Source organism: Cohnella hashimotonis, from assembly GCF_030014955.1.
Taxonomy (GTDB): Bacteria; Bacillota; Bacilli; order Paenibacillales; family Paenibacillaceae; genus Cohnella; species Cohnella hashimotonis.
On record NZ_JAGRPV010000001.1, the window covers coordinates 8,035,204 to 8,058,667 of the forward strand.

A 23,464-nucleotide genomic window follows, 5' to 3' on the forward strand; every position below is an offset into this window, starting at 1 on the left:
GCACAAATGAATTTATAACAACAGTGGCGGCCTCCAAGGCCGCCCTTGTTTTCAACAGATAGAACCGTTGAGGAGAACCGTAGATGTTTCGTCATAAGGAGTGGCCGAAGTGAGTATAAAAGACAAACCCGAAGCTAGATATGGCCTTTGGCAAGCTTATCAAAGGCGGTGTGCAGTTTGTTTAGAAGAGTTATTCAATTACTCCGACTTAGAAATTGACCACATTATTTCTGAAAAAACATTTAAAGATCATCAAAAAACAACAGATGTTATAAAAAAGTTTAACTTGCCCACCACTTTCGATTTTAATCATTTAGAAAATTTAAGACCTGCTCATCGCAAATGCAACAACGAAAAGCGGGATACGGAGCTGCCGGATGAGATTGTCGCGCGTTTATTAAGGCGTGCACAAAAAAAATTAAAAGATGTGAGAAAACATATCAGGAAATTTGAAGAAGAAGCCCAGTATGCGCTCAGCATAGAAGCCATCCGAAAGCAATTAGCTGAGGGAAAGATTACAGCTGAGGAGTATACGGACCGCATCAATAATTATGTAGCCGATTTTGGTGTAGACGAAAAAAGTCATACGTTTGATAAAAAATACTTAGAATATAGAAATAGAACAGTTATGCTGGAAGGGATTCTTCCTGCATTAGGAGAAAGCAGAGGTTCGTGTTTATTTACATTTAATAGCTTTTACATCAGGGGAACCACCATTAATTTAGGACATAAAGATATCCTAAGTGAATTATATCCTGGGAATAACACTCCAATAGATTTTGAAATGCGACGGTATGTTGTGGCAAAACTCGATGAAAACAATTATATGGTTCAATTAGGGAATTCAAGATTTAATCTAAGCGATGAAGAATTGGGCAATCTTTGTGCCGTTATTGATAAATTTATTGTTGAATATATTGAGGCTATTCGCTTGACAGAAGAGATCTTGGATTGTAGAGAATTTATTCCCAACCATTATCATCCGGATGAATATCATTTAATTAAGGTCAGTATGGATGTATGGAGAAAAATTCTTAAGTTTTCCAGAGAGTACGATTATGGAAAGGGCGATTCCGATTGGCATATCTTCGATGCCACTGGAAATAATATATTAAAAATTTATATGAAGAAAGCAAATGAAGACCATAACGAAGGATTTAAATGTATCATTCACAGCTTCATAGAAGATCACTATAGCTGGACGCCGTCAGATAAGGTTTGGTTATTGTGGAATAAATCGGGCTTATCAAAGAAATATGGACCAAGAGACTATTGGACTGTGAGTAACGCCTACGCATGGTTAACGAAAAAGTTATTACCCAGAGTAATGCAAGAGGATAACGCTGCACAAACGAAAGGTTTTTTTAAAAAGATACAGCTTAATCATATAGATGTTACTGATTATTACAGTGATGGAGAAGTGCGATATTTTAATTTGAATTATATTATAAACGCATCCCAGCTTATAACTCTAGTAAATGAATTGCAATTGTTTTATTCAAAAAATGAATATGTGTGTATGAACAAAAGTGAACTCATCAAGCTTTATAAGGGGATATTAAAAAGCATCAATTCATGCAAAAAGCCGCAATACCATTATATATGTTCAAAACTCGGAATTGATCAAACTGAGAGTAAAGAGGATATTCGAAGCTTCATAAATCATAAAATTGAACACTATACTCATTTAAGCGGAAACAGCGAGGGGTTAGTAAAAATTTATTCTCATCAGATCGATGATCTTTTCAGAGTTCTATACGCTAATCTGCAAGATATGGAATTTGAATTGGACATAAGAGAGATCAAAGATTATTTAGTTTTAATGGATTGGTTTATACAGGATTTTAATACAACTAGATTAGTAGAATGTTATAAATAAAAAGAAGCCGCTAAGCACTTGGGATTGTTCTTAGCTGCTTCTTTTCGCGCTTTTTCCCCTTACCCCTTGGTCGACGCCCCTAAAGGGCTATACCACCGGCACTTCTTTCACGTGGCCGATTTCACGCAATAGGTCCAGCATGGCCTCGATCCGGTGATGGTCGGCAGGATTCCAGCGAATTCAACGCAACAAACTTCGGCCAGAATTTTAAGACTTTGGAGATGGTTCGAGTAGCGGCTGAAGGGAGGCCTAGATGCTGCCAGCCTCCGAAGTGTCATACGTGGGCCGTTGACTTGAACTCCTTATAACCACGCTGCCTCAAGGCTGCATTATCATCCGTCCGACGGGGCGAACTTCCCCGCGTCCGGCTCGAATGCCGCTCCACTCGCCGGGTCGAGCTCCACGTGGGTGGTTCCGCGATCGTCGGTCAGCACGATCATTCGCGACCCGACGAGGGGAACACGATCGGCGCTGGTGCGCATGTGTGCGGAGACGACACGAGGAGCGCCTTGGGCGATATAATTTACCTCAACCGTGAACATCGGAGAATTATGGAGCCAACTGTTCGTAAAATTTACGGCGGTCAACGTCCCGGTGCATGACAAACCCTCCAAGCGGAGTCGCTCGATGTCCGCCTGACGCAGCCGGGCGTGGGCGATAGCGCCGGGCAGCCGCAGGAGCGTGATGGCGGCCCACAGGGCGAAGCTAGCTCCGACTACAGCGCCGAGCTCTAGCGGGATCGTCGGCGATGTCGCTATGGCCTCGAGGTCAAAGTGGCGCGACGGGTCGCTTGTCAGCGTCCAGAGCAGGAGGATGCCCGCAGCTGCTGCGAGTCCTCCTGCTACCGATAGCGTCGCAAACAGTCCAGCCACCCTGGCCTGTCCAAATTGCTCAACCGATCGCGAGTACACGCCGCCGGACGCACCGATCGCCACGAACAGCAGCAAAACGGTGACGCCCACTGTGACCGGATGACCGAGGAACAGGTTGATTGCCGGTGTGGGTGCCATGCCGAGCAGTGCGCCGAACGGCACGGAGCCTGTCAGCGACCACAGTGCACCGGCTGTGAGCAGCCACGGCATGAGCGGAGCCGCGCGTCCGACGCGACGTCCCGGCAGGAGCATCGTCATCCGTCCGCTCTTATCCGTGGTGGAGAACAGTGGCAGCGACATCCCTTCACCCCCAAACTTCTTATCTATATTTTACCACTATAAGATTGTCTGCTGAAATACCCCCCAAGTCGACTTGCATTGTTCGGCCTTTCGAACACGATATTGCAGCAAGGGTTACCCCGCAGCGCCTCTATTTGCGGAGGCTCCCTTTTTCCTGCGGATAAAGAGCCGATCGATGAAAAAGGCGATGAGCAAGGACAGGACGCCGAGCATAACCGGTATGCCAAACGCTTCAAAAGAGAAGGATCTGCCCTCCAGCTTCAGGTGGTCGGTGGCGCGATATTCAAGCCTCTTGGCGGCAAACTTCGCTGTCCGGATATCCTCCTGCCCGGCCAAATCCTCGAATGCCGGATCCATTGCGAACCGATCCGCCGCGTCGCGGTGCAGGAACAACAGTTTCGCGCTGCTGCCGCTGTTCTTCCATTGGTTGATGTCATCGGCGGCTGCAGACTCGGCATCGGCGCCGACAACGATCATTTTCGACAGCTTCGGCACGTCTTTGATCTGATAACGCGCGACCAGGTTCAGGCCGTGCTTCGTTACGATCGGTTCGTTCGCGCTGGAGACGGTCAACGTCGTTGTCGTACCGGAAGCGGCGTACGTATCGAATGCGGCGGACAAATCCAGTTCATCGGCGCCGTTATATAGCAGCACGCCCGCCTTTACTTTGTTCCATTGAAAAGCGTTATTCAGCACGTACGTTATATCGCTCAGCCCGGCAACGAACGGTTTCATTTGCGGGTTTGTCACATAATCGTAGGAGGGATAGTTGATCTCTCCCGCCACTTTCTTCGCGGCCGCCTCGCCCAACTGCTGGGAGATGACGTATAGCACAGCGTCGATCCCCGAAGTCAGACCGGCAGAAGATACGAGATTGCCTTGCGGGACGTAGCGCCGATCCTTCACCCACTGGATTTCCGGATATTTCTTCATGAGCCGGTTGATGTCTCCCCAGTGCGTCGCTGCCGATTTGCCGTTGAGCAAGCCGGTATCCGCCAGGTTTTCAGCTCCATTGCAAATGGAGATCAATGTCGTCTTGGCGCCCGAGTGCTTCCGAATCCATTCACGGACGGGCGCATATTTTTTCTCGTTCAACATCGGCATAAACGGAATGACGATAATGTCCGGGCTTTTACCGAGCATCGCATCCATCTCGTCAAATGAATAATGCGGGACGACATCGAGTCCGCCAGTTAGCGATTTAATCTCGCGATTGGGGGCAACGCCGTATACATTGTAAGCTTCGGTCATCGCAAACATCTCGTACGGGACGAGAAAATCGAACACTTCCGTCACTTCGTTCGCCAGCAGCACGGCCACTGTCGGTTTGTTTGCGTCATATTTCGGTACCTTTACATCCGTCAGCAAAGGGGCGGCTTTATCGTATTCCGACATTCCGGCATTCATGGTATTGACGTACCCGATGGCGCCTGTCCCTCCTACGACGACGACAAAAACGATGAGATAAATAATGATGCGCAGTAAAGTTTTCACATGATCCGTTCCTTCCACAGCTGGATTGCTTACTCGTAAAATATAACGAAACATGATAAACATAACCTCTGTCTGTGGTTCGGTAGAGGGGCCCTCCTAAAGTTTGAGCGGCCACTCCTGAGGAGACAACTCTTCTCGTCCTGGCGGAATCGCTAATGTTTGAACGAAAAGGGCATCCCAAAAGGATGCCCTAAAACTTGCCGTTACTGCCAGCGCGGTGAACCGAATCGTAAGTGACGGCCCTATGGCCGCCAGATTTTGCGATTTCACACATTAATATGGACTACACGTTGCCAACCAGATTATGGCTTAACCCTCAAGCAGCGTCATTTGTTCTTCCATGTATCGCGTGCCTTGGGCAGCGTTCTTAGGACTCACATTTTCGATGCGCAGAAGGTCTTCTTTCGAGAGGACAATATCCACGGCAGCGGCGTTTTCCTCCAAATACTTGATTCGCTTCGTGCCTGGAATCGGCAGCGATCCATTGGCGATCGTCCAGGCGATGGCCAATTGAGACGGAGAACAGTTTTTCTCTATCGCGATCTCCTTGATCTTATCAACGATCTCTACGTTCTTGCGGAAGTTCTCTCCCTGGAACCGAGGCATCCATCTGCGAAGATCGTCGGCAGCCAAATCCGCGAATGTACGAAGTTCGCCGGAGATAAAGCCTCTGCTGAGCGGACTATATGCAACATGCGTGATCCCCAGTTCTCTTGCAACCGGAAGAATCTCATCTTCGATGTCCCGGCTCCATAACGAATATTCGCTCTCCAACGCGGAAATCGGATGCACGGCATGGGCCCGGCGAAGGGTGGAAGCAGAAGCTTCGGACAGACCCAATGCCCGGACTTTACCCTCTTTGACCAGATCGGCCATTGCCCCGACCGTCTCTTCGATCGGAACTTGAGGATCGACCCGATGCTGATAATACAGGTCGATGTAATCTGTCTTTAAGCGGCGCAGGCTGGCTTCCACTGCCTTTTTCACATAATCGGGACGGCCGCTGAGGCTCTCGTAATTGGGGGTGTAAGCGAACTTGGTCGCAATAACGGCTTGCTCGCGACGTCCCTGGATTGCTTTTCCAAGCAGCTCTTCGTTGTGACCGTTCCCGTAAACGTCGGCTGTATCGAACATCGTGACGCCTAGATCCAAAGCGCGTTGGATCGTCTTCATCGAAAGTTCGTCGTTCGTCTCGCCATACATGCCCGGAGACATGCCCATGATGCCAAGACCGATCGCAGATAACGTAATGTCGCTATTGCCCAAAACTCTTTGTTTCATGCGTGCATCCCTCATTCTCGTTTCGTTGGTTGGTCGTGTCGGTCTTCCATTTGATTCAGCAATCTGCTCTCGGACGGAAGCCTTCCTTCCTCAATTTCTTCGTAGATGGCAAGCTTGTTATTGACGGCATCAAGGGCTTCGGCCAGTTCGTTCTGACGTCGGAATAATTCTTCTTTGTACTGGTTTAAGATCGCTTTTCTCTGCGGAATTGTGGCATCGCCGTCCAACGCGAGGTTTACCATCTGCTTCAACAAGGAAATTTTCATACCAGTGGCTCTGAAACACGTCATTAATCGGATCCAGTCCAGGTGATCCTGCTCGAACAGACGATTGCCGTGCCGATCTCGCTTAATGTAAGGAAGCAGCCCCTCCTTCTCATAAAACCGAATGGTATGCGCCGGGCAACCAAGCCGTTCCGATGCCTCTTTGATCGTATATGACATATGGACACTCTCCCCTTTATTTGAAAGGACGGCCAGGTCTATTTAAGCTTAAGGCTTAAAGGACACTTTAAGGCAAGCGTAATTTTAATACAATCGCTTGTTGCATAAAGTCGACGCATTGCCGGCCAGCACTGTATAAATTGAATTTTTTGTTTTTCCCAACATTATTCGTATAATCGACAAATTCTCCTATATATTTCCGCTGCTATGGTATCATAGGTGGAAGAATACCTGTCAAGAGAATATTCAATAGCGTATATCAAGAGGAATTGGGGAGGTTCGAGATGTTTCAGTCCAAACGATTGTACCACTTTGTTATTTTTCTTATCTTGTCTGGTTTAATTCCAATTCCTGCCGCAGTGGGGGCAGAATCGTCTTCCTCTGTTGTGATTGCCCAGATTGCCGCCTCTCGACTGCATGCCTTAGTCTTGACGGAGAGCGGCGAAGTGTACGGTTGGGGCTCGAATGCAAATGGGGCCCTTGGAGACGGCACTGATGAAGCAAGAACGGAAGATTTGACGAAGGCCCAAGGGTTACCTGCAATTAAAGCGGTTAGTACCGGGTATCTTTCGTCATATGCTTTGACCAAAGAAGGCGAGTTGTATGCTTGGGGGCGCAATTATTATGGTCAGCTAGGCGGGGGCGCGAGCTGGGGAATTACGCTTCCCAGAAAGATTGAAGGGCTTCCTAAATTAGTTCAAATTGAGGGTGGAAACGAGTTTGCTGTAGCGCTAGCAGCCTCAGGGGAAGTATACACCTTCGGTGTCAATTCTGTAGGGCAGCTAGGTGATGGAACAACCGTTGAACGCAGCAATCCCGCAAAAGTACCTGGGCTTCCTTTCATCAAGGAGATATCCGTCGGAATGCATCATACATTGGTGTTATCCGAATCGGGAGAAGTCTATGCCTGGGGTAGTAATAATTCCGGACAGCTTGGAGATGAAACAACAATAAACAGAACATCTCCTGTTCGAATAACAGGCTTACCCAAGATAAAGGCTCTATCTGCAGGGGTCTATCACACGCTCGCGCTAGCCGATAATGGCGATGTTTATGGTTGGGGTTCGAATGAATATGGACAACTAGGCCAAGTTAGCACAGACAACGTAATGACTCCTAACTTAATCGATACATTTCCCAAATCGCGAGCAATAGCTGCCAGTGCAAGCGACTCTTCTGTAATTACGACTACAGGTGAAGTTTATGTATTAGGAACCGTTCAAACTGAAAATTCGCCTTCAAGTAATGCGCCACGGAAGATGGAAGCAGTGTCCGGTGCAGAGACAATTGCCAGCGGGAGCGACTATACATTATGTGTTTTGAATTCCGGGGAAGTATACGGATGGGGCAGCAACGAGTATGGACAGCTCTTGCTAGGGCCGTCCAACAAATCAATGCCAGTAAAGTTATCGGAGATGAGTCATGTCAGTCAAATTTCTGCCGGCTATCATAATACGGGAGTTGTTTCAAGTTCGGGCGAGCTATACGCCTGGGGTATGAACAATTATGGCCAGCTAGGAGATGGAACGACGGAGGATCGGGGTAAGCCAGTATTGATTTCTAATCTTCCGCCTTTAAAAAAAGTTGAAAAAGGCTCCGATTATACTTTAGCAGTCTCGGTGGATGGAATCGTTTACGGATGGGGGAGCAATTACTATGGAACAATCGGGGATGGAACAACGATAAATAAAACAACGCCCACCTGGGTTAAAGGCCTTAGCAACGTCAAAGATGTTGCCACTGCTTATTTTACATCGGCAGCCTTGACGGAAAACGGTGAAGTTTACACTTGGGGGCTAGGATATCAGCAATCGCCAGAAATTCTAAATGGCCTTCCGCCTATTTCGAATATTACGGCGGGTGATGATGGCACTGTTATGGCCGTGTCTGAGGATGGAGAAGTTTTTATGTGGGGGTGGATATCTGCCCTGGGGGGACTTAAATCTGTTCCAATAAAAGTAGATGGACTAGCGTCCATTAAAAATGCCGCAGTGGGAGCAAATGCTACATATGCTGTTTCAGTTAGCGGTGAAGTGTATGCTTGGGGTTCAAACGACCGGGGACAGCTTGGGGACGGCACGTATGAATCAAATTCTACCCCCACCCTTATTCAAGGGTTGTCGGGGATCATCTCCGTGTCCGCGGGAAGAGGGGGGTATGTCCATGCCGTGACCCAAGTCGGTGAAGTATACGAATGGGGAAGCAACAGCAACAGCGATCCGATTTCGATCCGCAAGCTTCCTTTTAATGAGAAGATATCTAGTATCTCCTCTAAATTTTCTCATACGATTGCTCTGTCAACAAGCGGAAACCTTTATGTGTGGGGCACCAACGATTATGGCGAAATAGGGGACGGCACAAGATATTCAAAGGTTCCGACAAACCTCACAAGCAAAATTAAAAACAGTATCTTGGCTTTACCGGATAACGAACCGCCGTATTGGCCCGGCAACAGTACTCTTCAGGTTAGCGAGGTTGGGAGTACGGAGGCGACTCTTGCTTGGACTCCGGCTGTGGATAACAAAGAAGTGAGCGGCTACGCGTTATTTTCTATCGTCGGGATCACGTTGTCTGAAGTTGCAGTTGTAGATCACGGGGTTACAAAATATAAATTAACGAATCTTACCCCGGATACGCAGTATACATTCATGCTTAAAGCAAAAGATGTCACTTCAAACTGGAGCGATTACAGCCCGGAAATAAACTTCCGGACACGCCCGAGAGGCGAAGATCCAGGAAGCGGCACTCCAGGAAGCGGCACTCCGGGAGGCGTCACTCCTAGTGGTGATATGCCCGAGGAGTCATCCGATCTGCCATGGGACATAAGCACCTCAGTCATGCCGAATGGAAAACAATCCATCCAAATTCAACTCAAAGATAATGGTTTTGAAGAGCTCATGAAGAACGACGAATTCAAGAGCTCGAAAATCTTTCAGATCACATCGAGCGATCCGGCGGACCGGTATGAAGTGACCTTGCCGATTAAGTTCCTTTCCGGCATGTCGTCTCTTGAAGCCTCTTCATTGCTTCGGATCTCGACGCCAGATGGATGGTGGCAGCTTCCAGTATCGACTTTATTGAAGGGGCAGAACGTAACAGCATCCGACCCTGTCGTTATTTCCATTGAGCATGCAGGCACGGAATATGAAGAGACCTTGCAGCAACAATTGGCGGGTAGCGGAGTGCGGCCGCTTGGCAAGTTGTTGGATTTCTCGGTAACGGTTAGCAACCAGCCCGTTAACCAGTTCTCGGAGTACGCAGAACATGGACTAGTCGTTGAGACCAAGCAGATTCCACTAAATCAACTGGCGGGATTGACATATGACCCCGTAGCAAAAAGATTCGTTCCCGTGCCAATTAAGACTGAATGGAATGACGGAGTTCTCCACGTTTCTTTGTATAAAAAAGGGAACTCGGTTTATACAGTGGTAATGACTGAAAAGGCATCATATCAGGATGTTGCGGTGAACAGCATGTATAAGGCAAGCATCGAGGCCTTATCCAATCGTTTGGTTCTTAAAGGGTTTGGCGATGGAACGTTCAAACCGGAAAAATCAATTACTCGTGCGGAATTTGCCGCCATATTAAACAGATCGCTGGGTGTTTTGCCGGGCAGCGATCAATCAACAAGTCAATTTAAGGACGTCAAGAAGGGCGCTTGGTATGAGAAAGATATCGATTCGGCCGTATTTGCGGGATTAATTACGGGATACTCCCCTACTTCCTTTAAACCCGATCAGACGATAACACATCAAGAGATGATCGTGATGCTTGTAAGGGCTTATGGGTATGTGCATGCCGACTCTGTAAATGCAACAGGTATCGCAACTCCTGCAGCCTTAAAACTGCCGGAGTGGTTTATCCCGGCCTATCAGAAAGCCATTCAGGAAGGTATCCTTCTTTCGGGCGGGGATCCCTTTAAATTCCAGCCGGCTCAAACGGCAACCCGACAAGAAAGCGCGTATCTGTTGCACCGTCTGCTTGAAATTTTAGTGTTCATCTAAATGTTATAGGCTGATTTAGTGAATTTTCAAAATTTAAGCGGCTTGCGAAAAACCAAACTTAGTTAAAAAGTCATAATACCTTTGAATCCTTTAAGGGCGGCCACTAGGCCGCCATTTGTTTTCGCCGATACATCCGTTAAGGGGAGCCGTATCACAAATAAGGGCAAGCTTTAAATATGCTCCCCTTTAAGTAGACAGGTTTAAAAAATAAACCGGCTACTTGCAGAGGAGCATATCCGTTCGTGGATGTCGAAATCTTTTGGTGTACTTTAAATTTGTTTTGCTACATCATCTGCATCAGTGGAGTAAGCCAGCTCTTTCTGTGCTTCCAGAGCGGCCAGTCTGTCCAGCAGGGCTGCCCGGATTTGCTCATAGGCGTCACTGCCCAACGCCATACGTATCGGCCCCTCTCCCTGATCGACACGGTGGATAATCTGCTGCGCCATCTTATCCGGATCGCCGACTACCATTTTGTTGAACATGCTCATATCTACACCGGGCAGTTCCCCCTTCATCAGGCTAACGAATTGGCCTGCCTCCGTATTCCGGTATTCGTCCATCCGCTCGCCGATCACGGCGTTGCTTAAAATGAAATTCGTTCGGATCCCGCCGGGCTCCACCATCGTGGTCTTAATATTGAACGGAGCGACTTCCTTAGCCAGCGCTTCAAAGGCCCCTTCGACCGCCCATTTCGAAGAACAATACAGCCCCATACCCGGAATCGAATAATGACCCGCCATACTCGAGATCTGTACAATGTGGCCGCTGCCCTGCTTGCGGAAAAAGGGCAGGACTGCACGCGCTGCACGCAGGGAGCCAAGCACATTGGTCATGAACTGATGCTCAATTTGCCTGTCGCTTGCTTCTTCCACTGCGCCATACAATCCATAGGCTGCATTATTGACAAACACATCGATCGTGCCCAGTTCTGAAAATGCGCGTTCCACGACTTCGGCAATTTGCTGAGGGTTGGTCAGATCTAAATTAGCCTGCCATAGTTGGGAGCCATACTGTGCCTGCAGATCATCCAGCACACCTGGCTTGCGTACCGTTGCGGCTACACGGTCCCCCCTATCCAGCAACCGGCGAGTTATACGTGAAGCCAAGCCTCCTGATGCTCCTGTGATGAACCATGTTTGCATGCTAAAACCCTCCAATCGTTGTCTTGCACTGAATCATACAAGCAACTGGAGGGAGCTAGCCACAGCACGTCTATTCTATTAACGGGAGTAACAGTTTACGGGAGATGCCTGTCCTGCTCCAGTACACGCAATAATCTCTCCTCCGTGCCAGAACCGGGAACCGGAACAAAGAAGCACCAGTGCAGCCCTGGGTCATTATCGATGACAGCTGCGGAATGGAGCGCGAACTCCATCTCCTGTGCGTCAGGAAGACGAAATAATGCGGTGGCTACGCGCTTTTGCTTGACTTCATATAGCTCCCAGAAATGCACGAACTCCTCGCTTTCCCGTCTCAAGCGTTCGAACCGTTCCATATATAACGGGTTGTCCTTGTAATGGTCGAAGCTTGCCCGCATAACCGCTACGGAGTAACGGGCAGCACCTTCCCAATTCAGCAGTCTTGTACGGTAATCCGGCTTTAAAAACATAATCTCGATCATATTCCGTTCATTGTCCGGCAGACTGCCGAAATCGGCTATGATCAGTTCTGCTGCCCGATTCCAGACGATCACATCCGTACCTTCGTCCGTGATAAAAGAAGGATAATAAAGTTGATCTACGATTTTCTGCAAAACTCCCGCATCCGGCCCTCCGTTATTCGGCACTGTCACGACACTCGCCGCGTCAACATTGGCCAGATCGAACAGATGCTTCTGCTCATCTTCGTCAAGCTGAAGCGCTTTGCCGATACTTAGCAGTACCTCCGGCGAAGGATTCACCTCCTTGCCTTGCTCCAACCAGGAATAGTAAGTCACGCTTATATGGGCAAGATAAGAGACTTCTTCTCTTCGAAGTCCCGGCGTGCGTCTTCGTCCGGGCAGCGGCTGGATCCCTGCCTCTGAAGGCTGCAAGCGTTCTCTGCGCGATTTTATGAACTCGCCCAATGCGGACGAGGAACGGTTTGTTTTCAAGCAGCTCACCTCTAATTACTTATATGGAACAATACGTATCGTAATTAAACAAATGGACCCCAAGCACTTCGTACACGATCATTATAATCTCTGTAAAGGTATAGTCGCCATAAAAGAGAACCATAACGATTGCAGTTGCTGTTACTTCCTTTAATAGGATAGACATGCTGGGGCCTACCCCTCCTTTACAATTTCCAATCCCAATGCTATTATCCAAACATGACGTTAACGTCATATTATATCTTGGAAAGAGTGATCCATCATGAACCGCATGCGCATTGGCGATTTGACAGAACGAGCCGGGGTAACCCAGCGCACGGTTCGCTATTACGAGAGCATTGGATTGCTTCCATCTGGCGAGCGCGAAGGCAATGGTCATCATTACTACACGGAAGAAACGGTTGCTCGCCTGCAAAAGATCGATCAGTTGAAGAAGGTTGGCCTAAGTTTGGAGGAAATTCGGGACGTAATCGAGCTTTACTTTACGGATACGAGCGGGGTGCTGCCGAAACGGAAAGTCCTCGGCATACTGCGCCAGCATTTGGCCGACACGGACCAGAAGCTTGATGCGCTCGGACAGTTCCGCAGCGATTTGCAGTCGAATATAGAACGTTTCGAGCGGTGGCTCGAGGTCAATGACAGCGATTAATTTTTTTTGCCCTAAACATGACGTTGACGTCATGTTTAGCATTCTAAGGAGGTTGAATTCATGAGAGAGAACATTGGATTTATCGGTCTCGGACTGCTTGGTATGCCAGTCGCCGCCAATCTGCTCCAAGCAGGATATGCGCTCACCGTATACAACCGCACCCCAGAAAAAGCGGAGCCACTCGTGGCTCAAGGTGCGCTGCAGGCGGTCCGTCCGGCTGACGCCGTGACAACCGGTGGCATCGTCGTCACCTTGGTGTGGGACGATGAAGCATTGGAAGACGTCGTCAAAAGCGAAGATTTCTTAGAACGCCTGGGCGTAGGCGGGATACATGTATCAATGAGTACGGTATCGCCGGACACGGGCAGGAAGCTATCGGATCTGCATGCGCGGCATGGTTCCGTCTATGTTGAGGCGCCTATCTTTGGACGGCCGGAGGCAGCCGCTGCCAGGCAATTGTGGATTCCTATAGCGGGTCCGCAGGAAGCAAAGGAGCGGGTGCGGCCGCTGCTGGAAGCGATGGGAGCTAAAGGGATCTTTGACTTTGGCGAGGAAGCCGGTTCGGCTTTACTCGTCAAACTGATCGGTAACTTCCTGATCGTCTCCGCGGCACGCTCACTGGAAGAAGCGCTAGGCATAGCTGAGCGCGGCGGAGTCGATCCCCAAGCAGCGGTCAATATGCTTACCAGCACACTGTTTACCGCGCCCATCTATCAAAGCTATGGCAAAATGATAGCCGAGAAGTCATCCATACCCGAAAGTAAAATTCCACAGAAAGATGTCGGCCTCTTGCTGTCGGCGGCGCAAAAAGCACAAGTTCCAGCTCCGCTTTCCAGCCTGCTGCTTGATATGCTGGAGAACGGAGATCGGAGCCGAACATAAGGCTACGGTCGATGCTATTCGTACGCTTGTATAAGCAGTCTGCCTGGTTGCGATTATAAGTGACATTCGGCTCGCAATTCAACATTTCACCGTAGACCTTTTCCTGGTGCCTGAAACGGATAAAAAAGTCGAGAAGCCCTCTCAATCGTTGGCTTGGAGGATCTGTCCAGTTTTGTTACGATTCTCCCCTGCGTCGCGACGTTCAGAACGAGCCTCCAAATCAAACACGATATCATCACTTCCTATCCCGTTATGGTGCATCGCCTTGACAAGCGGAGACCTCTCCATTTAATATCAAATGGAGAGGTCTCCGCTTGCGTGGGCGCGTTCTCCGGCAGCGACCTTGAGATTATTCTCCGGTCCCGCCAGATCGAAACGCTAATTCTTAGCGGAATTGCTACAAGCGGTGTCGTGCTGTCGACGTTGCGGGAAGCGGCGGACCTACGAAGCGCAGAAAGCGAACTGGGTTGACCCCATCTGTCAATATCTTGATCAAGAAGATTACGCTGTCTGCTATTACGGGAAGAGTATTTGGTTTTACCATGTCGGCGGGGTATTTAGGCGTATTTGGAGGCTCCCTCTTAGGCGGGCAGGTGGCAGCCTTGCTAGGCAGCAAATCGTATTTATAGTTACAGGAGCGTTGCTGCTGCTGAATCCGGCGTGGGTGTATTTTAAAGTGTTTAAGAAGCTTTCTTATAACTGAAGGAGTACGTTGCATATGCAGATTAAATGGTATGGCCATTCTTCTTTTCTGCTGACTTCGGATGCCGGAACGAGGATTCTCATCGATCCCTACTTTAAGTTTCTTGGCTATCGCATGCCGGTTCCGGTTAATTCGGATATCGTCGTGGTTACGCATAATCATGGCGATCACAATAAAGTTAACGCCGCATCGGGTGATTACTTGCTGGTGAACGAGCCGAAAGAATACAGTCGCGGCGATGTGAGCATGAGTGGGTTCAAGACTTTCCACGATAAGGTGAACGGTAAGAAAAGAGGGCCCAATATTGTTTTCCGCTTCCGGATGGATGGACTGACGATCTGCCATTGCGGGGATCTGGGGCATCTGCTTACAGAAGAACAAGTCAAAGAAATCGGCAAAGTGGACGTGCTTATCGTGCCCGTAGGAGGAAGGGCGACGCTCGCTGGGGCGGAAGCCGCTCAAGTGATGCGTCAATTGCATGCGACCGTAGCGATTCCGATGCATTATAGCACGAAGGCTGTGGGGATTCTCGGAAGGATTTTCTTCGCTAAGGTGGACAAATTCCTCGAGGCTGCCGGGACACGGACGACAGATGTAAAGACGTTGAACGTGTCCAAGGAAAGCCTTGCCCAATATGCTGGCGTCGTTACTATGCAGTATGAATAGAAGCGTAAGAGAGGAGGGCGCCCGGTCGGGTGCCCTTCGATTTCGCTCTATAGATGGTACGGTGAACCCTGACGTTTGCCGAATCCAATCAAAGTTGTGCCTAATCCTCTCACGTCGCCTTTTCAGGCGGATCAATATCAATTAAGTTTAGAGTTACATATCGTTGTTGGGGAGGATCATATGTCGGATCAATTCTCTCGCTTGCAAAAAGAACTTGCCGAGCTGGTTAATCGCCATACCGACAAAGACGGATATTGGCCGACGATCATTCCGCAGCTGGGATTCTCTCGTTATTCCGCTTCTCATTACTCCACATTGTCTGGGCCACCTTACGGGCTTTACAACCCTTCCATCGGCATCGTCGTTCAAGGCACAAAAAACGTTTTTCTGGGTAATGAGCGCTTCACTTATGGCCCATCGAAATACGTTGTTGCCTCCATGGAATGGCCAGTTGTCATGGAATCGCCCGATGCATCTCCCGAAGTTCCCAATTTATTCTGCAGGATTGAGTTTACTCCTGGATCTATTTTAGAACTATTAAGCGCCGACGAGCTAAAGAAGATCTCCCGGGGTGCAGCTAAACGCGGAATGAACGTAGCCGAGTTGGATACGGCTATATTGGATGCTATAGTCAGGCTTGTTCGCCTGCTGGATAAGCCGACAGACATTCCGATCCTCTCCCAGCTGTATATGAAAGAAATCCTGTACCGAACATTGCATGGCGAGCATGGTGACTCCTTCATACGAATCGTAACGGACGGAGGGACAACCAACCATATCAAGAACGCCGTCCAATATATATTGCAGCACTTTCAGGATTCTTTCCGCGTTGAGGAGCTGGCTGATATTGCCAATATGAGTGTCCCATCGTTTTTTAGACATTTTAAAGAGATCACTTCCGCTACCCCGATTCAATTCCAGAAGCAGCTGAGACTTCAGGAGGCCCGGCGGCTCATCCTTTCTGAATCAACGGATATTGCAGAAGCCGCTTTTCGGGTCGGTTATGAGAGTCCCACGCAATTTAGTCGTGAGTATTCCCGGATGTTCGGCGTTCCGCCTAGAGAAGACATGAAGCTGTTCAGGAGGCGAGCTTGATAGCATTAGGCAGCATATTGATCTGATCGTGATAACGGCTGGCTGAACATCTTCTTTAAACTAAGAATAGCTCAACAAGCTATCTATTCTTAGGAGGCATGCAGGATGAAAATGATTAAGCTTGGTCACTCAGGTCTTGAGGTTTCACCCATCTGCATAGGCGGTATGGGCTTTGGAGATCCCGCAACCGGCTATCCTTCCTGGTCGATCGGCGAGGAAGAGAGCCGCTCTGTAATTAAGCATGCAATCGAGGCCGGAATCAACTTCTTTGACACCGCTAATATGTATTCGCAAGGGAACAGCGAGGAGATCATCGGCAAGGCGATTAAAGATTTCGCTAAACGCGAGAATATCGTCATAGCTACAAAGCTCGGCGCCCCAATGCGCGCTGGACCCAACTCGTTCGGTCTCTCGCGGAAGACCATTATGACGGAGATCGATCAAAGCTTAAAACGTCTTGGCACGGATTACATCGATCTTTACCAAATTCATCGCGCGGATCCCTTTACGCCATGGGAAGAAACGCTGGAAGCACTTCATGATCTTGTGAAGATGGGTAAAGTGCGTTATTTGGGTGCCTCGACAATGAGGACCTGGCAGTTCGCCAAAGCCCTTCACATTCAAAAAGCGAACGGTTGGACACGCTTCATATCCATGCAGCACAATTACAATTTGGTTGCTCGCGAGGAAGAAAACGAAATGATCCCACTCTGTGCCGACGAGGGTATTCAAACCATCGTCTACAGCCCACTTTCGCGTGGACTCCTGGCCCGTCCGTGGGGTGAAGGCACTATGCGCACGAAAGCCGAATCCGGCGCTGCAAAATACTTCGAGGCAACTGCCGCAGCCGACCGGAAAATTGTGGATAACATTGGTATGATCGCAGAAGAACGAGGGGTCAGCCGTGCGGAAATCTCTCTGTCGTGGTTGTTCCGCAAGCCGGTAGTGGCGGCGCCCATTGTGGGAGCGATCAAAACCGGTCACATTGACGATGCAATTAAAGCGCTCGCGATCAAGTTGACCGATGCTGAGGTTGAAAGGTTGGAGGATGCGTACACCCCTCGTATTGATGTGAACGTTAAAAACTCCGATCCGGAAGCGATTGTCAAAATGGCAGCAACCGTTGGGAAAAACATTGCGGTTCCGATTGCTTCTAAGTGATTTTCTGCAACAAAGAATTCTCTTGGCGGCCACAGGGCCGCCTTTTTGTTTTCGTTCAAAGCACCTTGGATTCTCGATCAATCCGATCTGGCCGCCAAGTTATTTTTTTGAGTTCATTGTTCTCTATCACTGAGCGAGGATAACCTCCGCTAGCTACCTGGATCATGGCTTTACCTAACTGTTCCGATGTAATGACAATGTGTAACTTCTTCAGTAACGGATAAAAAGGCTTCATCGCATCGTAAAAAATCTGGTAGAGCTTTGTTTTGGATTTCACACCGTGGGATGGAAGGATGGCACCCGGACGGAACATATAAGCAGCCTGAAAAGGAAGACGCAATAAATCATTTTCTGTCTTACCCTTCACTCTTGCCCACATCGAGCGCCCTTTTTCAGAACTATCCGTCCCACTTCCAGAGACATAAATAAAGGTCATCTGAGGGTTCAACCTTGCTAATGTTTGTGCTACGGAAAGCGTCATATCATACGTAATTTTTCTGTACTCCTCTTCCTTCATTCCCACGGAGGAAACGCCAAGACAGAAAAAGCAGGCATCATATCCTGTTAATTCTGGTTCAACAGTAGATAAATCAGCGACTTCTTGAAGTATAATCTGCCTTAATTTTTGATGCTGTTGATTCGTCCGAGTACGACCGATCGTCATGATTCCTTGAACCTTGTCTTCGAGCAAACATTCACGCAGCACACTTTTACCAACCATACCGGTGGCACCAAATATAATGGCCTTTATAACCGCTCACTCCGATCCTTGTTTGTGATCGTGATGCTTATTGCGAAAAGCGCTTCATAATAAACTGATTCAAAATGGCTCTATAGCTACGTGGAAAATGGCGCCCAATCAATGTAAGCATCCGGTCCGGAAATGAATGAAAGTAACGCCATTTAGGTCGCTTATCCGTCGCTGCTTTATAGAAGACTTTTGCCAAATCGGCTGGTGTTGCAGCCATATTGGCAAAACGTCCGGATTGTTGCCGACTAGTTAAGCCTTCAAGCGCATCAACCATCTTTTTATAAGGAGAAAGGGGTGCCAGATTTCCCTTGATTTTTTCAAGTGTCACTTTTGCCCATTCCGTGCGTGTGCCGCCAGGTTGAACAATCACGCTCCGAATACCGAAATTACGCAGTTCCAAATCTAAGGTATCGCTCCATTGTTGAAGTGCAGCTTTTGAAGCATAGTACCAAGCGCCGAGTGGCGTATACTGGTCCCCGCCAGTGGAGGAGATATTGATGATGCGCCCTGATTTTCGTTTCCGCATGATCGGAATAACCATATTCGCAAGTTCGGCAGCAGCGAAAAGATTAACATCTAATTGAGCTCGTGCCTTTTCCATCGGGATTTCCTCAGTTGGACCATATTCGCCGTAACCTGCATTGTTGATAAGTACATCGATTTGTTCTTGTTCTTTTATAACTGTATCAACGAGGTTTTGATCACAGGTCCGCATACAACCTTCGCCATGGACATGCGCCTATAGCACTGCTATAATGGGCGTATGAACACATACGACAAGATTTTGGCGGCTGCCCTTAAGGTACTCGAAGAGGAGGGCGGCGCCCAATTTTCGACGCGTGCCGTCACGGCGATCGCGCAGGTTACCGCTCCTACGCTCTACCACCATTTCGGCAATGCCGATGGACTTCTGAGCGCGGCTATCGTGGAAGCGTTCAAGCAGCTGCTTGAAAGCAAGATTGCCGCTGCCGAGTCCGCCATTCCAGAGATGGCTCTGTGTCAAGGATGGGATGACTATGTCCGCTTCGCAGCGGCCCGTCCCCGGATCTATGCGGCGATGATGGGGCGGTTGCTCGAGGGCGCTCATATCGAGGCGGCAGATCAATCGCACCAAGCACTGGTGCAAAATGTCCAGAGGATCGCTGCCGAAGGCAAACTGGCCGTGTCAGCCCAGGCTGCGGCAGATTTGGTCTGGGCTTCCGCCAATACGGCCGCTTGGCTGTACGTGACGGCCCAGATTCGTAAGGCGCCCCCACCCGAGCCCGACGTCATTGATCTCATTCGGGAAAGCGTCATGCAGATCATTTTGATCCAAAGGCCGGACGCCAATTCAAAATGAAGGTCCACAAATCGTGGCACATATGAGAAATCGCCTATCCAAACCGGATGGCGATTTTTTCATTTTCGCAGGAATTCGATGATCTCACTCGCTCACGCTACGGCCACGGCCAAATAAAACTATAGCACTGCTATAGACAGCTCTGTATAGCGGTGCTATAATACCCGTATAGCAGCGCTATACAGTGATCCATATGTTATCCAAACTCAGGAGGGGTACGATGTCATTCAACAATCAAGAACTGGTTGTCGTAACGGGTACGTCCAGCGGCATCGGCAGGGCTACCGCGGAACGGCTCGCCGCTGACGGATTTCACGTTTTAGCCGGGGTTCGCCGCCAGGAGGATGCCGACAAGATTAGACGCCATAATATCGAGCCGGTGATCGTCGATATTACCAATCTCGATACCCTGAAGGCGCTGGCCGAACGAGTGAAGCAAGATCCGCTTGGTCGCTCTTTGCGGGCCGCGGTCAACAATGCCGGCATCGCGGTTAATGCACCGCTTGAGATGGTTCCGCTCGATGAATTTCGCCGCCAGATCGAAGTCAGCGTAATCGGACAAGTCGCGGTGATTCAGGCGCTGACCCCGGCCTTGCTGAACAGCGGCGGGCGCGTGGTCAATATCGGTTCGCTTGGCGGCAAGATCTCCATGCCTGGATTCGGCATTTATTCGGCTGCAAAGTATGCGATGGAAGCGATCAATGACAGTCTTCGCCGGGAGATGTCCTCGTTCGGATTGAAGGTCATCATGATCACGCCGGGCGGTGTCAGCACGGGGCTGTCGGAGCAAGGGATTACGACGGCGGAGCGGCTGGCCAAGTTGATGACGCCGGATCAGCACAAGCGCCATGATCGTCTTTTCGATGCTGTGAAGGCTCAGGCTGAGACGTGGGCAACGGACGGCATCCGCCCCGAGAAAGTCGCAGCAGTGGTGTCACGAGCCATCCACGCAATTAAACCACGCACTCGCTATACGGCCGGTCGCGATTCGGCGCTGCTGACCCGACTGGTCCGTATTCTCCCGGACAAACTCCTCGATCGGATGCTTCGCAGCCAGATGAAGCTGCAGTAACGGATTTTTTGCGAATGCCTCATTACAAAACGGGAGAATGGATCATGTCACAACAACAGTTTGAACATGCCATTATCGTAGGTGGCTATTTAGGCAGATCGGTTGGTTCATCAAGATGTTATCCATACGAGGAGGAATTCGCATGAACGATACAAAGAACCGTTACGTTACTGTACTTTGGGAGGCGAGAGCCAAGGCAGGGAGGGAAGCCGAGATGAAGGCATTCATGGCGGCCGCTGTCACCCCGTCGCGCAACGACGCTGGCAACATTGACTACGAGGCTCACGAGGTAGTAGGCCAGCCGGGCACATTCATCATCTACGAACGCTGGGAAAACCGGGACGCGCTCGATCGGCACCTGAACGCGCCCCGCATGCAGGAACTGGTACCCCAGCTCTTAGAATTGATGGAGGGATCCATTGAGGAAGGGATTCGACTCCTGCAGCGGTTTCGCCCGGCGCAGTAAGAAAGCCGGATACTGAAATGCCTAACGGTACGCCTATTGCGTAAAAATAAGGAGAGGGTAAACATGGATCTTAAATTAGCTAACAAAGTAGCTGTCGTTACCGGAGCAAGTAAAGGAATTGGACTCGCTATCGTTCGAAAGTTTATCGAGGAAGGGGCAAGTGTGGTCGCGGTAAGCCGGACATTAACGGAGGAATTGGCTGATCTTGTTGAAAACCAATCAGTCAAACATCTGCCTATTGATGTCAGTATGGAACGCAATACCGTTGAACTTTCTGAAAAACTCGGTGGCGTGTTCGGCAGAGTCGACATTTTAATCAATAGTGTCGGGGCGGTTGACAAGAGGAGGGGAGAAGGCTTCTTGGCTACGCCAAATGAGGAATGGGAACAGCTTTATGATTTAAACCTGTTTAGCGTTGTTCGTATTACGCAAGCGGCATTACTGCATATCCTCAAGAACAATGAGGGTGCCATTGTAAATATCTCTTCCGTAAATGCACAGATGCCCGAATTGTTATTGCCTATTTACGGCACAACCAAAGCGGCACTTAATAATTTGACGAAAATGCTGGCTGGCGAGTTTGGACCTCGTCGTATTAGAGTAAACTCGATCTCGCCTGGGCCGGTAGTAACGCCTTTGTGGCAAGACCCTGAAAACGGAATGGCCAAAACAATCAGTTCAATGGCAGCGATGGATTCCGAAAAAGTGTTTGAAGAGCTGCCTAAAATGGCTGGTATAACATTGGGGAAATTTGCAGAAGCCGAAGATATTGCGAACCTTGCCGTGTTCCTTGCTTCGGAGCGAGCTTCAATGATTACCGGAACGGATTATGTGATTGATGGAAATATGATTAAAACGATTTAAGCCGAAATAGTTCGATATAAAAATGGAAAGCCCCCTAGTAACTGGGGGCTTTATGCAACAGGTCCCTCTGCAGCCTCTATAGCTGCTTTCAATTGTTCAAACCACGCCAAGTTAACCAGGTGATGGGAACGGGAATTTTCGTTCATGCGGCGGTAGTAATCGATTGTGCCGGGGAGTTCCTGTGTGCTGGACAGGTACTCATCAAGAAGGGAGATTCGGGTTCTCGTCTGGTCGATTTGCGATTGGATCAGCTCCAGCAGTTTGTTTTTATCGTATTCATCGGCAAAGAGAAGCGCCCCATAAAATTGCAGGTTCACATATTCCGACTTGGTGCCGTATTCGACCATTAACTTTTCGAATTCAGCCATTCCCGAGCCGGTGACTTGATAGCTCCGAACTTCGCGCCCGCTGTTGGAAGGATTCTGCTGAATCTGTTCAATCCAGCCTTTTTCCTCAAGCTGCTGCAGATTGTAATAAAACGAGCCCTTCGTGAAGCTTACAATGTATTTGTAATGCCGTTTTTCCATGAGGGCCAGTAGTTCATAGCCGTGAGCGCCGTGGTTTTGAATAAGCAAGCCAAGGATGAGTAAGGGGATCAAGGCTGCATAACCCTCCCGATCTTCACCTCGTATTCCGCGTACGTGAGCTTACCCGAAGCCAAATCCATGCTATGAAGGTAAACTTGTTCTGTTTTCGAATAATCGCGCACCGCTTTCAGCGACCGCTCCTCCCCCGAGATGGGCTCCAGGACATGACACCTTTTCGAAAAGGCTTCGAAATAGCGGTAGCCGAACTTGCGTTGCGAAACCGCGTCTAAATGGATGCCATCAGGATTCGCGGTCAATTCTGCCGCTGTTGCAAAATAACAATTTGGCTGCTCGTTAGCGAAGAGCTGCAACTGTTCATCGACCTGTCGATATTCTGTCGCATGCTGTCCAAAACCGGTCTTCCCAAGGAAATCGCCAAGTCCGCCAATGATCAACGGCACCGCCTCAAGATTCAATTCGTTTCTTAGCGTCTCGATGATAAAGGTTAATTTCCCGTAATACGTTTCATGCAGCGAACGATAACTGTCGCTCTCGCCCTGGTGCCAGAGGATTCCGCAGATTTGACTGGACCGCAAGGCGAAGCGAGCCTCGGACAAAGCATGCTGAAACAGGATGCCTTCCGGATGCCAGTCGTTCAAGGAACTGCCGCCTTCCGCACAAGGAATCAACCCGATTTCCTCATCGGGATTGGCCCTCGACCAGGCATCGGCGAAAGACGCCGCCAGGCTGATACCGGCAACCGGACGGTCATAATTAATCGGCTCGGTCATCATCTGCCACTGCCCATTGCGCAGCATTTTGATTTTCTCATTATAGATAGGGTCGACCTCATGCATAAATCCACGGCCTGCCATATTTGACTGACCCAACATTAAAAATGATTTTATCATGTAACCTTCACTC

21 protein-coding genes and 1 pseudogene are annotated in these 23,464 nt (G+C 49.2%); 12 read left to right on the forward strand and 10 right to left on the reverse strand.

From position 1 onward, the window contains the following. The first annotated feature begins 109 nt into the window (after positions 1-109). Entirely contained in the window at positions 110-1,879 is a 1,770-nt protein-coding gene (locus KB449_RS32060; RefSeq protein WP_282912224.1) for an HNH endonuclease, read from the forward strand. A 332-nt stretch (positions 1,880-2,211) separates the two neighbouring features. Here KB449_RS32060 and KB449_RS32065 read toward each other — a convergent pair whose 3' ends face one another. The 4 genes from KB449_RS32065 to KB449_RS32080 form a co-directional block, all read right to left on the reverse strand. After that, positions 2,212-3,051, reverse strand: a complete 840-nt coding sequence (locus tag KB449_RS32065) for a hypothetical protein (protein WP_282912225.1) — start codon at positions 3,049-3,051, stop codon at positions 2,212-2,214. Positions 3,052-3,165: 114 nt separating this feature from the next. Then, a complete protein-coding gene (locus tag KB449_RS32070) occupies positions 3,166-4,545 on the reverse strand; it encodes a DJ-1/PfpI family protein (RefSeq protein ID WP_282912226.1) in 1,380 nt (459 codons plus the stop codon). A gap of 309 nt (positions 4,546-4,854) precedes the next feature. Continuing rightward, entirely contained in the window at positions 4,855-5,826 is a 972-nt protein-coding gene (locus KB449_RS32075; protein ID WP_282912227.1) for an aldo/keto reductase, read from the reverse strand. An 11-nt stretch (positions 5,827-5,837) separates the two neighbouring features. Next, positions 5,838-6,269 carry a MerR family transcriptional regulator gene (locus KB449_RS32080; RefSeq protein ID WP_282912228.1) on the reverse strand — a complete coding sequence of 144 codons (432 nt, stop codon included), beginning with the start codon at positions 6,267-6,269 and terminating at the stop codon, positions 5,838-5,840. A gap of 284 nt (positions 6,270-6,553) precedes the next feature. Between KB449_RS32080 and KB449_RS32085 the strand changes: the two genes are divergently transcribed. Beyond that, the gene (locus KB449_RS32085; RefSeq protein ID WP_282912229.1) at positions 6,554-10,273 is read left to right on the forward strand and encodes an RCC1 domain-containing protein; all 3,720 of its coding nucleotides are present in this window, start codon (positions 6,554-6,556) and stop codon (positions 10,271-10,273) included. Positions 10,274-10,542: 269 nt separating this feature from the next. Here KB449_RS32085 and KB449_RS32090 read toward each other — a convergent pair whose 3' ends face one another. Then, entirely contained in the window at positions 10,543-11,415 is an 873-nt protein-coding gene (locus tag KB449_RS32090) for an SDR family oxidoreductase (RefSeq protein WP_282912230.1), read from the reverse strand. A 95-nt stretch (positions 11,416-11,510) separates the two neighbouring features. Continuing rightward, positions 11,511-12,374, reverse strand: coding sequence for a helix-turn-helix transcriptional regulator (locus KB449_RS32095; RefSeq protein ID WP_282912231.1), 864 nt, complete (start codon positions 12,372-12,374; stop codon positions 11,511-11,513). Positions 12,375-12,627: 253 nt separating this feature from the next. Between KB449_RS32095 and KB449_RS32100 the strand changes: the two genes are divergently transcribed. From KB449_RS32100 to KB449_RS32125, 6 genes and pseudogenes are all read left to right on the forward strand, one after another. Next, positions 12,628-13,014: a MerR family transcriptional regulator gene (locus KB449_RS32100; RefSeq protein WP_282912232.1), complete on the forward strand. Its 387-nt coding sequence runs from the start codon at positions 12,628-12,630 to the stop codon at positions 13,012-13,014. A 60-nt stretch (positions 13,015-13,074) separates the two neighbouring features. Continuing rightward, positions 13,075-13,896, forward strand: a complete 822-nt coding sequence (locus tag KB449_RS32105) for an NAD(P)-dependent oxidoreductase (RefSeq protein WP_282912233.1) — start codon at positions 13,075-13,077, stop codon at positions 13,894-13,896. A gap of 318 nt (positions 13,897-14,214) precedes the next feature. Continuing rightward, positions 14,215-14,337 (forward strand): annotated as a pseudogene (locus tag KB449_RS32110) (cysteine hydrolase family protein); the annotation flags it as partial. A 277-nt stretch (positions 14,338-14,614) separates the two neighbouring features. Then, entirely contained in the window at positions 14,615-15,265 is a 651-nt protein-coding gene (locus KB449_RS32115) for an MBL fold metallo-hydrolase (protein ID WP_282912234.1), read from the forward strand. Positions 15,266-15,445: 180 nt separating this feature from the next. Continuing rightward, positions 15,446-16,360 carry an AraC family transcriptional regulator gene (locus KB449_RS32120; RefSeq protein ID WP_282912235.1) on the forward strand — a complete coding sequence of 305 codons (915 nt, stop codon included), beginning with the start codon at positions 15,446-15,448 and terminating at the stop codon, positions 16,358-16,360. A gap of 105 nt (positions 16,361-16,465) precedes the next feature. Next, on the forward strand, positions 16,466-17,521 hold the full coding sequence (locus KB449_RS32125) for an aldo/keto reductase (protein ID WP_282912236.1): 1,056 nt from the start codon (positions 16,466-16,468) through the stop codon (positions 17,519-17,521). Positions 17,522-17,576: 55 nt separating this feature from the next. On the opposite strand, the gene KB449_RS32130 is transcribed toward KB449_RS32125, so the two are convergent. Together KB449_RS32130 and KB449_RS32135 are read right to left on the reverse strand one after the other, a co-directional pair. Beyond that, positions 17,577-18,272: an NAD-dependent epimerase/dehydratase family protein gene (locus tag KB449_RS32130; RefSeq protein ID WP_282912959.1), complete on the reverse strand. Its 696-nt coding sequence runs from the start codon at positions 18,270-18,272 to the stop codon at positions 17,577-17,579. A 37-nt stretch (positions 18,273-18,309) separates the two neighbouring features. Then, positions 18,310-18,987, reverse strand: coding sequence for an SDR family NAD(P)-dependent oxidoreductase (locus KB449_RS32135; RefSeq protein ID WP_282912237.1), 678 nt, complete (start codon positions 18,985-18,987; stop codon positions 18,310-18,312). 48 nt (positions 18,988-19,035) lie between these two features. Here KB449_RS32135 and KB449_RS32140 point away from each other — a divergent pair, with 48 nt between their 5' ends. The 4 genes from KB449_RS32140 (at position 19,036) to KB449_RS32155 (ending at position 22,013) form a co-directional block, all read left to right on the forward strand. Then, a complete protein-coding gene (locus KB449_RS32140; protein WP_282912238.1) occupies positions 19,036-19,611 on the forward strand; it encodes a TetR/AcrR family transcriptional regulator in 576 nt (191 codons plus the stop codon). A gap of 220 nt (positions 19,612-19,831) precedes the next feature. Then, positions 19,832-20,683, forward strand: coding sequence for an SDR family NAD(P)-dependent oxidoreductase (locus KB449_RS32145; RefSeq protein WP_282912239.1), 852 nt, complete (start codon positions 19,832-19,834; stop codon positions 20,681-20,683). A gap of 142 nt (positions 20,684-20,825) precedes the next feature. Next, positions 20,826-21,149 (forward strand): putative quinol monooxygenase, encoded by a 324-nt coding sequence (locus KB449_RS32150; protein ID WP_282912240.1) that lies wholly within the window; start codon positions 20,826-20,828, stop codon positions 21,147-21,149. A gap of 63 nt (positions 21,150-21,212) precedes the next feature. Then, on the forward strand, positions 21,213-22,013 hold the full coding sequence (locus tag KB449_RS32155) for an SDR family NAD(P)-dependent oxidoreductase (RefSeq protein ID WP_282912241.1): 801 nt from the start codon (positions 21,213-21,215) through the stop codon (positions 22,011-22,013). A gap of 50 nt (positions 22,014-22,063) precedes the next feature. Here KB449_RS32155 and KB449_RS32160 read toward each other — a convergent pair whose 3' ends face one another. Continuing rightward, positions 22,064-22,612 (reverse strand): PadR family transcriptional regulator, encoded by a 549-nt coding sequence (locus tag KB449_RS32160; RefSeq protein WP_282912242.1) that lies wholly within the window; start codon positions 22,610-22,612, stop codon positions 22,064-22,066. Beyond that, positions 22,609-23,451, reverse strand: a complete 843-nt coding sequence (locus tag KB449_RS32165) for a sialate O-acetylesterase (RefSeq protein WP_282912243.1) — start codon at positions 23,449-23,451, stop codon at positions 22,609-22,611. The genes KB449_RS32160 and KB449_RS32165 overlap by 4 nt, the downstream gene beginning before the upstream one ends. Between the last annotated feature and the right edge of the window lie 13 nt (positions 23,452-23,464).

What these genes read in the sequence shown, in the direction of transcription:
- KB449_RS32065 (WP_282912225.1), bottom strand. Translation starts at nt 3,051, where the DNA reads ATGTCGCTGCCACTGTTCTCCACCACGGATAAGAGCGGACGGATGACG.
- KB449_RS32075 (WP_282912227.1), bottom strand. Translation starts at nt 5,826, where the DNA reads ATGAAACAAAGAGTTTTGGGCAATAGCGACATTACGTTATCTGCGATC.
- KB449_RS32080 (WP_282912228.1), bottom strand. Translation starts at nt 6,269, where the DNA reads ATGTCATATACGATCAAAGAGGCATCGGAACGGCTTGGTTGCCCGGCG.
- KB449_RS32085 (WP_282912229.1), top strand. Translation starts at nt 6,554, where the DNA reads ATGTTTCAGTCCAAACGATTGTACCACTTTGTTATTTTTCTTATCTTG.
- KB449_RS32090 (WP_282912230.1), bottom strand. Translation starts at nt 11,415, where the DNA reads ATGCAAACATGGTTCATCACAGGAGCATCAGGAGGCTTGGCTTCACGT.
- KB449_RS32100 (WP_282912232.1), top strand. Translation starts at nt 12,628, where the DNA reads ATGAACCGCATGCGCATTGGCGATTTGACAGAACGAGCCGGGGTAACC.
- KB449_RS32105 (WP_282912233.1), top strand. Translation starts at nt 13,075, where the DNA reads ATGAGAGAGAACATTGGATTTATCGGTCTCGGACTGCTTGGTATGCCA.
- KB449_RS32115 (WP_282912234.1), top strand. Translation starts at nt 14,615, where the DNA reads ATGCAGATTAAATGGTATGGCCATTCTTCTTTTCTGCTGACTTCGGAT.
- KB449_RS32120 (WP_282912235.1), top strand. Translation starts at nt 15,446, where the DNA reads ATGTCGGATCAATTCTCTCGCTTGCAAAAAGAACTTGCCGAGCTGGTT.
- KB449_RS32125 (WP_282912236.1), top strand. Translation starts at nt 16,466, where the DNA reads ATGAAAATGATTAAGCTTGGTCACTCAGGTCTTGAGGTTTCACCCATC.
- KB449_RS32135 (WP_282912237.1), bottom strand. Translation starts at nt 18,987, where the DNA reads ATGCGGACCTGTGATCAAAACCTCGTTGATACAGTTATAAAAGAACAA.
- KB449_RS32140 (WP_282912238.1), top strand. Translation starts at nt 19,036, where the DNA reads ATGAACACATACGACAAGATTTTGGCGGCTGCCCTTAAGGTACTCGAA.
- KB449_RS32145 (WP_282912239.1), top strand. Translation starts at nt 19,832, where the DNA reads ATGTCATTCAACAATCAAGAACTGGTTGTCGTAACGGGTACGTCCAGC.
- KB449_RS32150 (WP_282912240.1), top strand. Translation starts at nt 20,826, where the DNA reads ATGAACGATACAAAGAACCGTTACGTTACTGTACTTTGGGAGGCGAGA.
- KB449_RS32155 (WP_282912241.1), top strand. Translation starts at nt 21,213, where the DNA reads ATGGATCTTAAATTAGCTAACAAAGTAGCTGTCGTTACCGGAGCAAGT.
- KB449_RS32165 (WP_282912243.1), bottom strand. Translation starts at nt 23,451, where the DNA reads ATGATAAAATCATTTTTAATGTTGGGTCAGTCAAATATGGCAGGCCGT.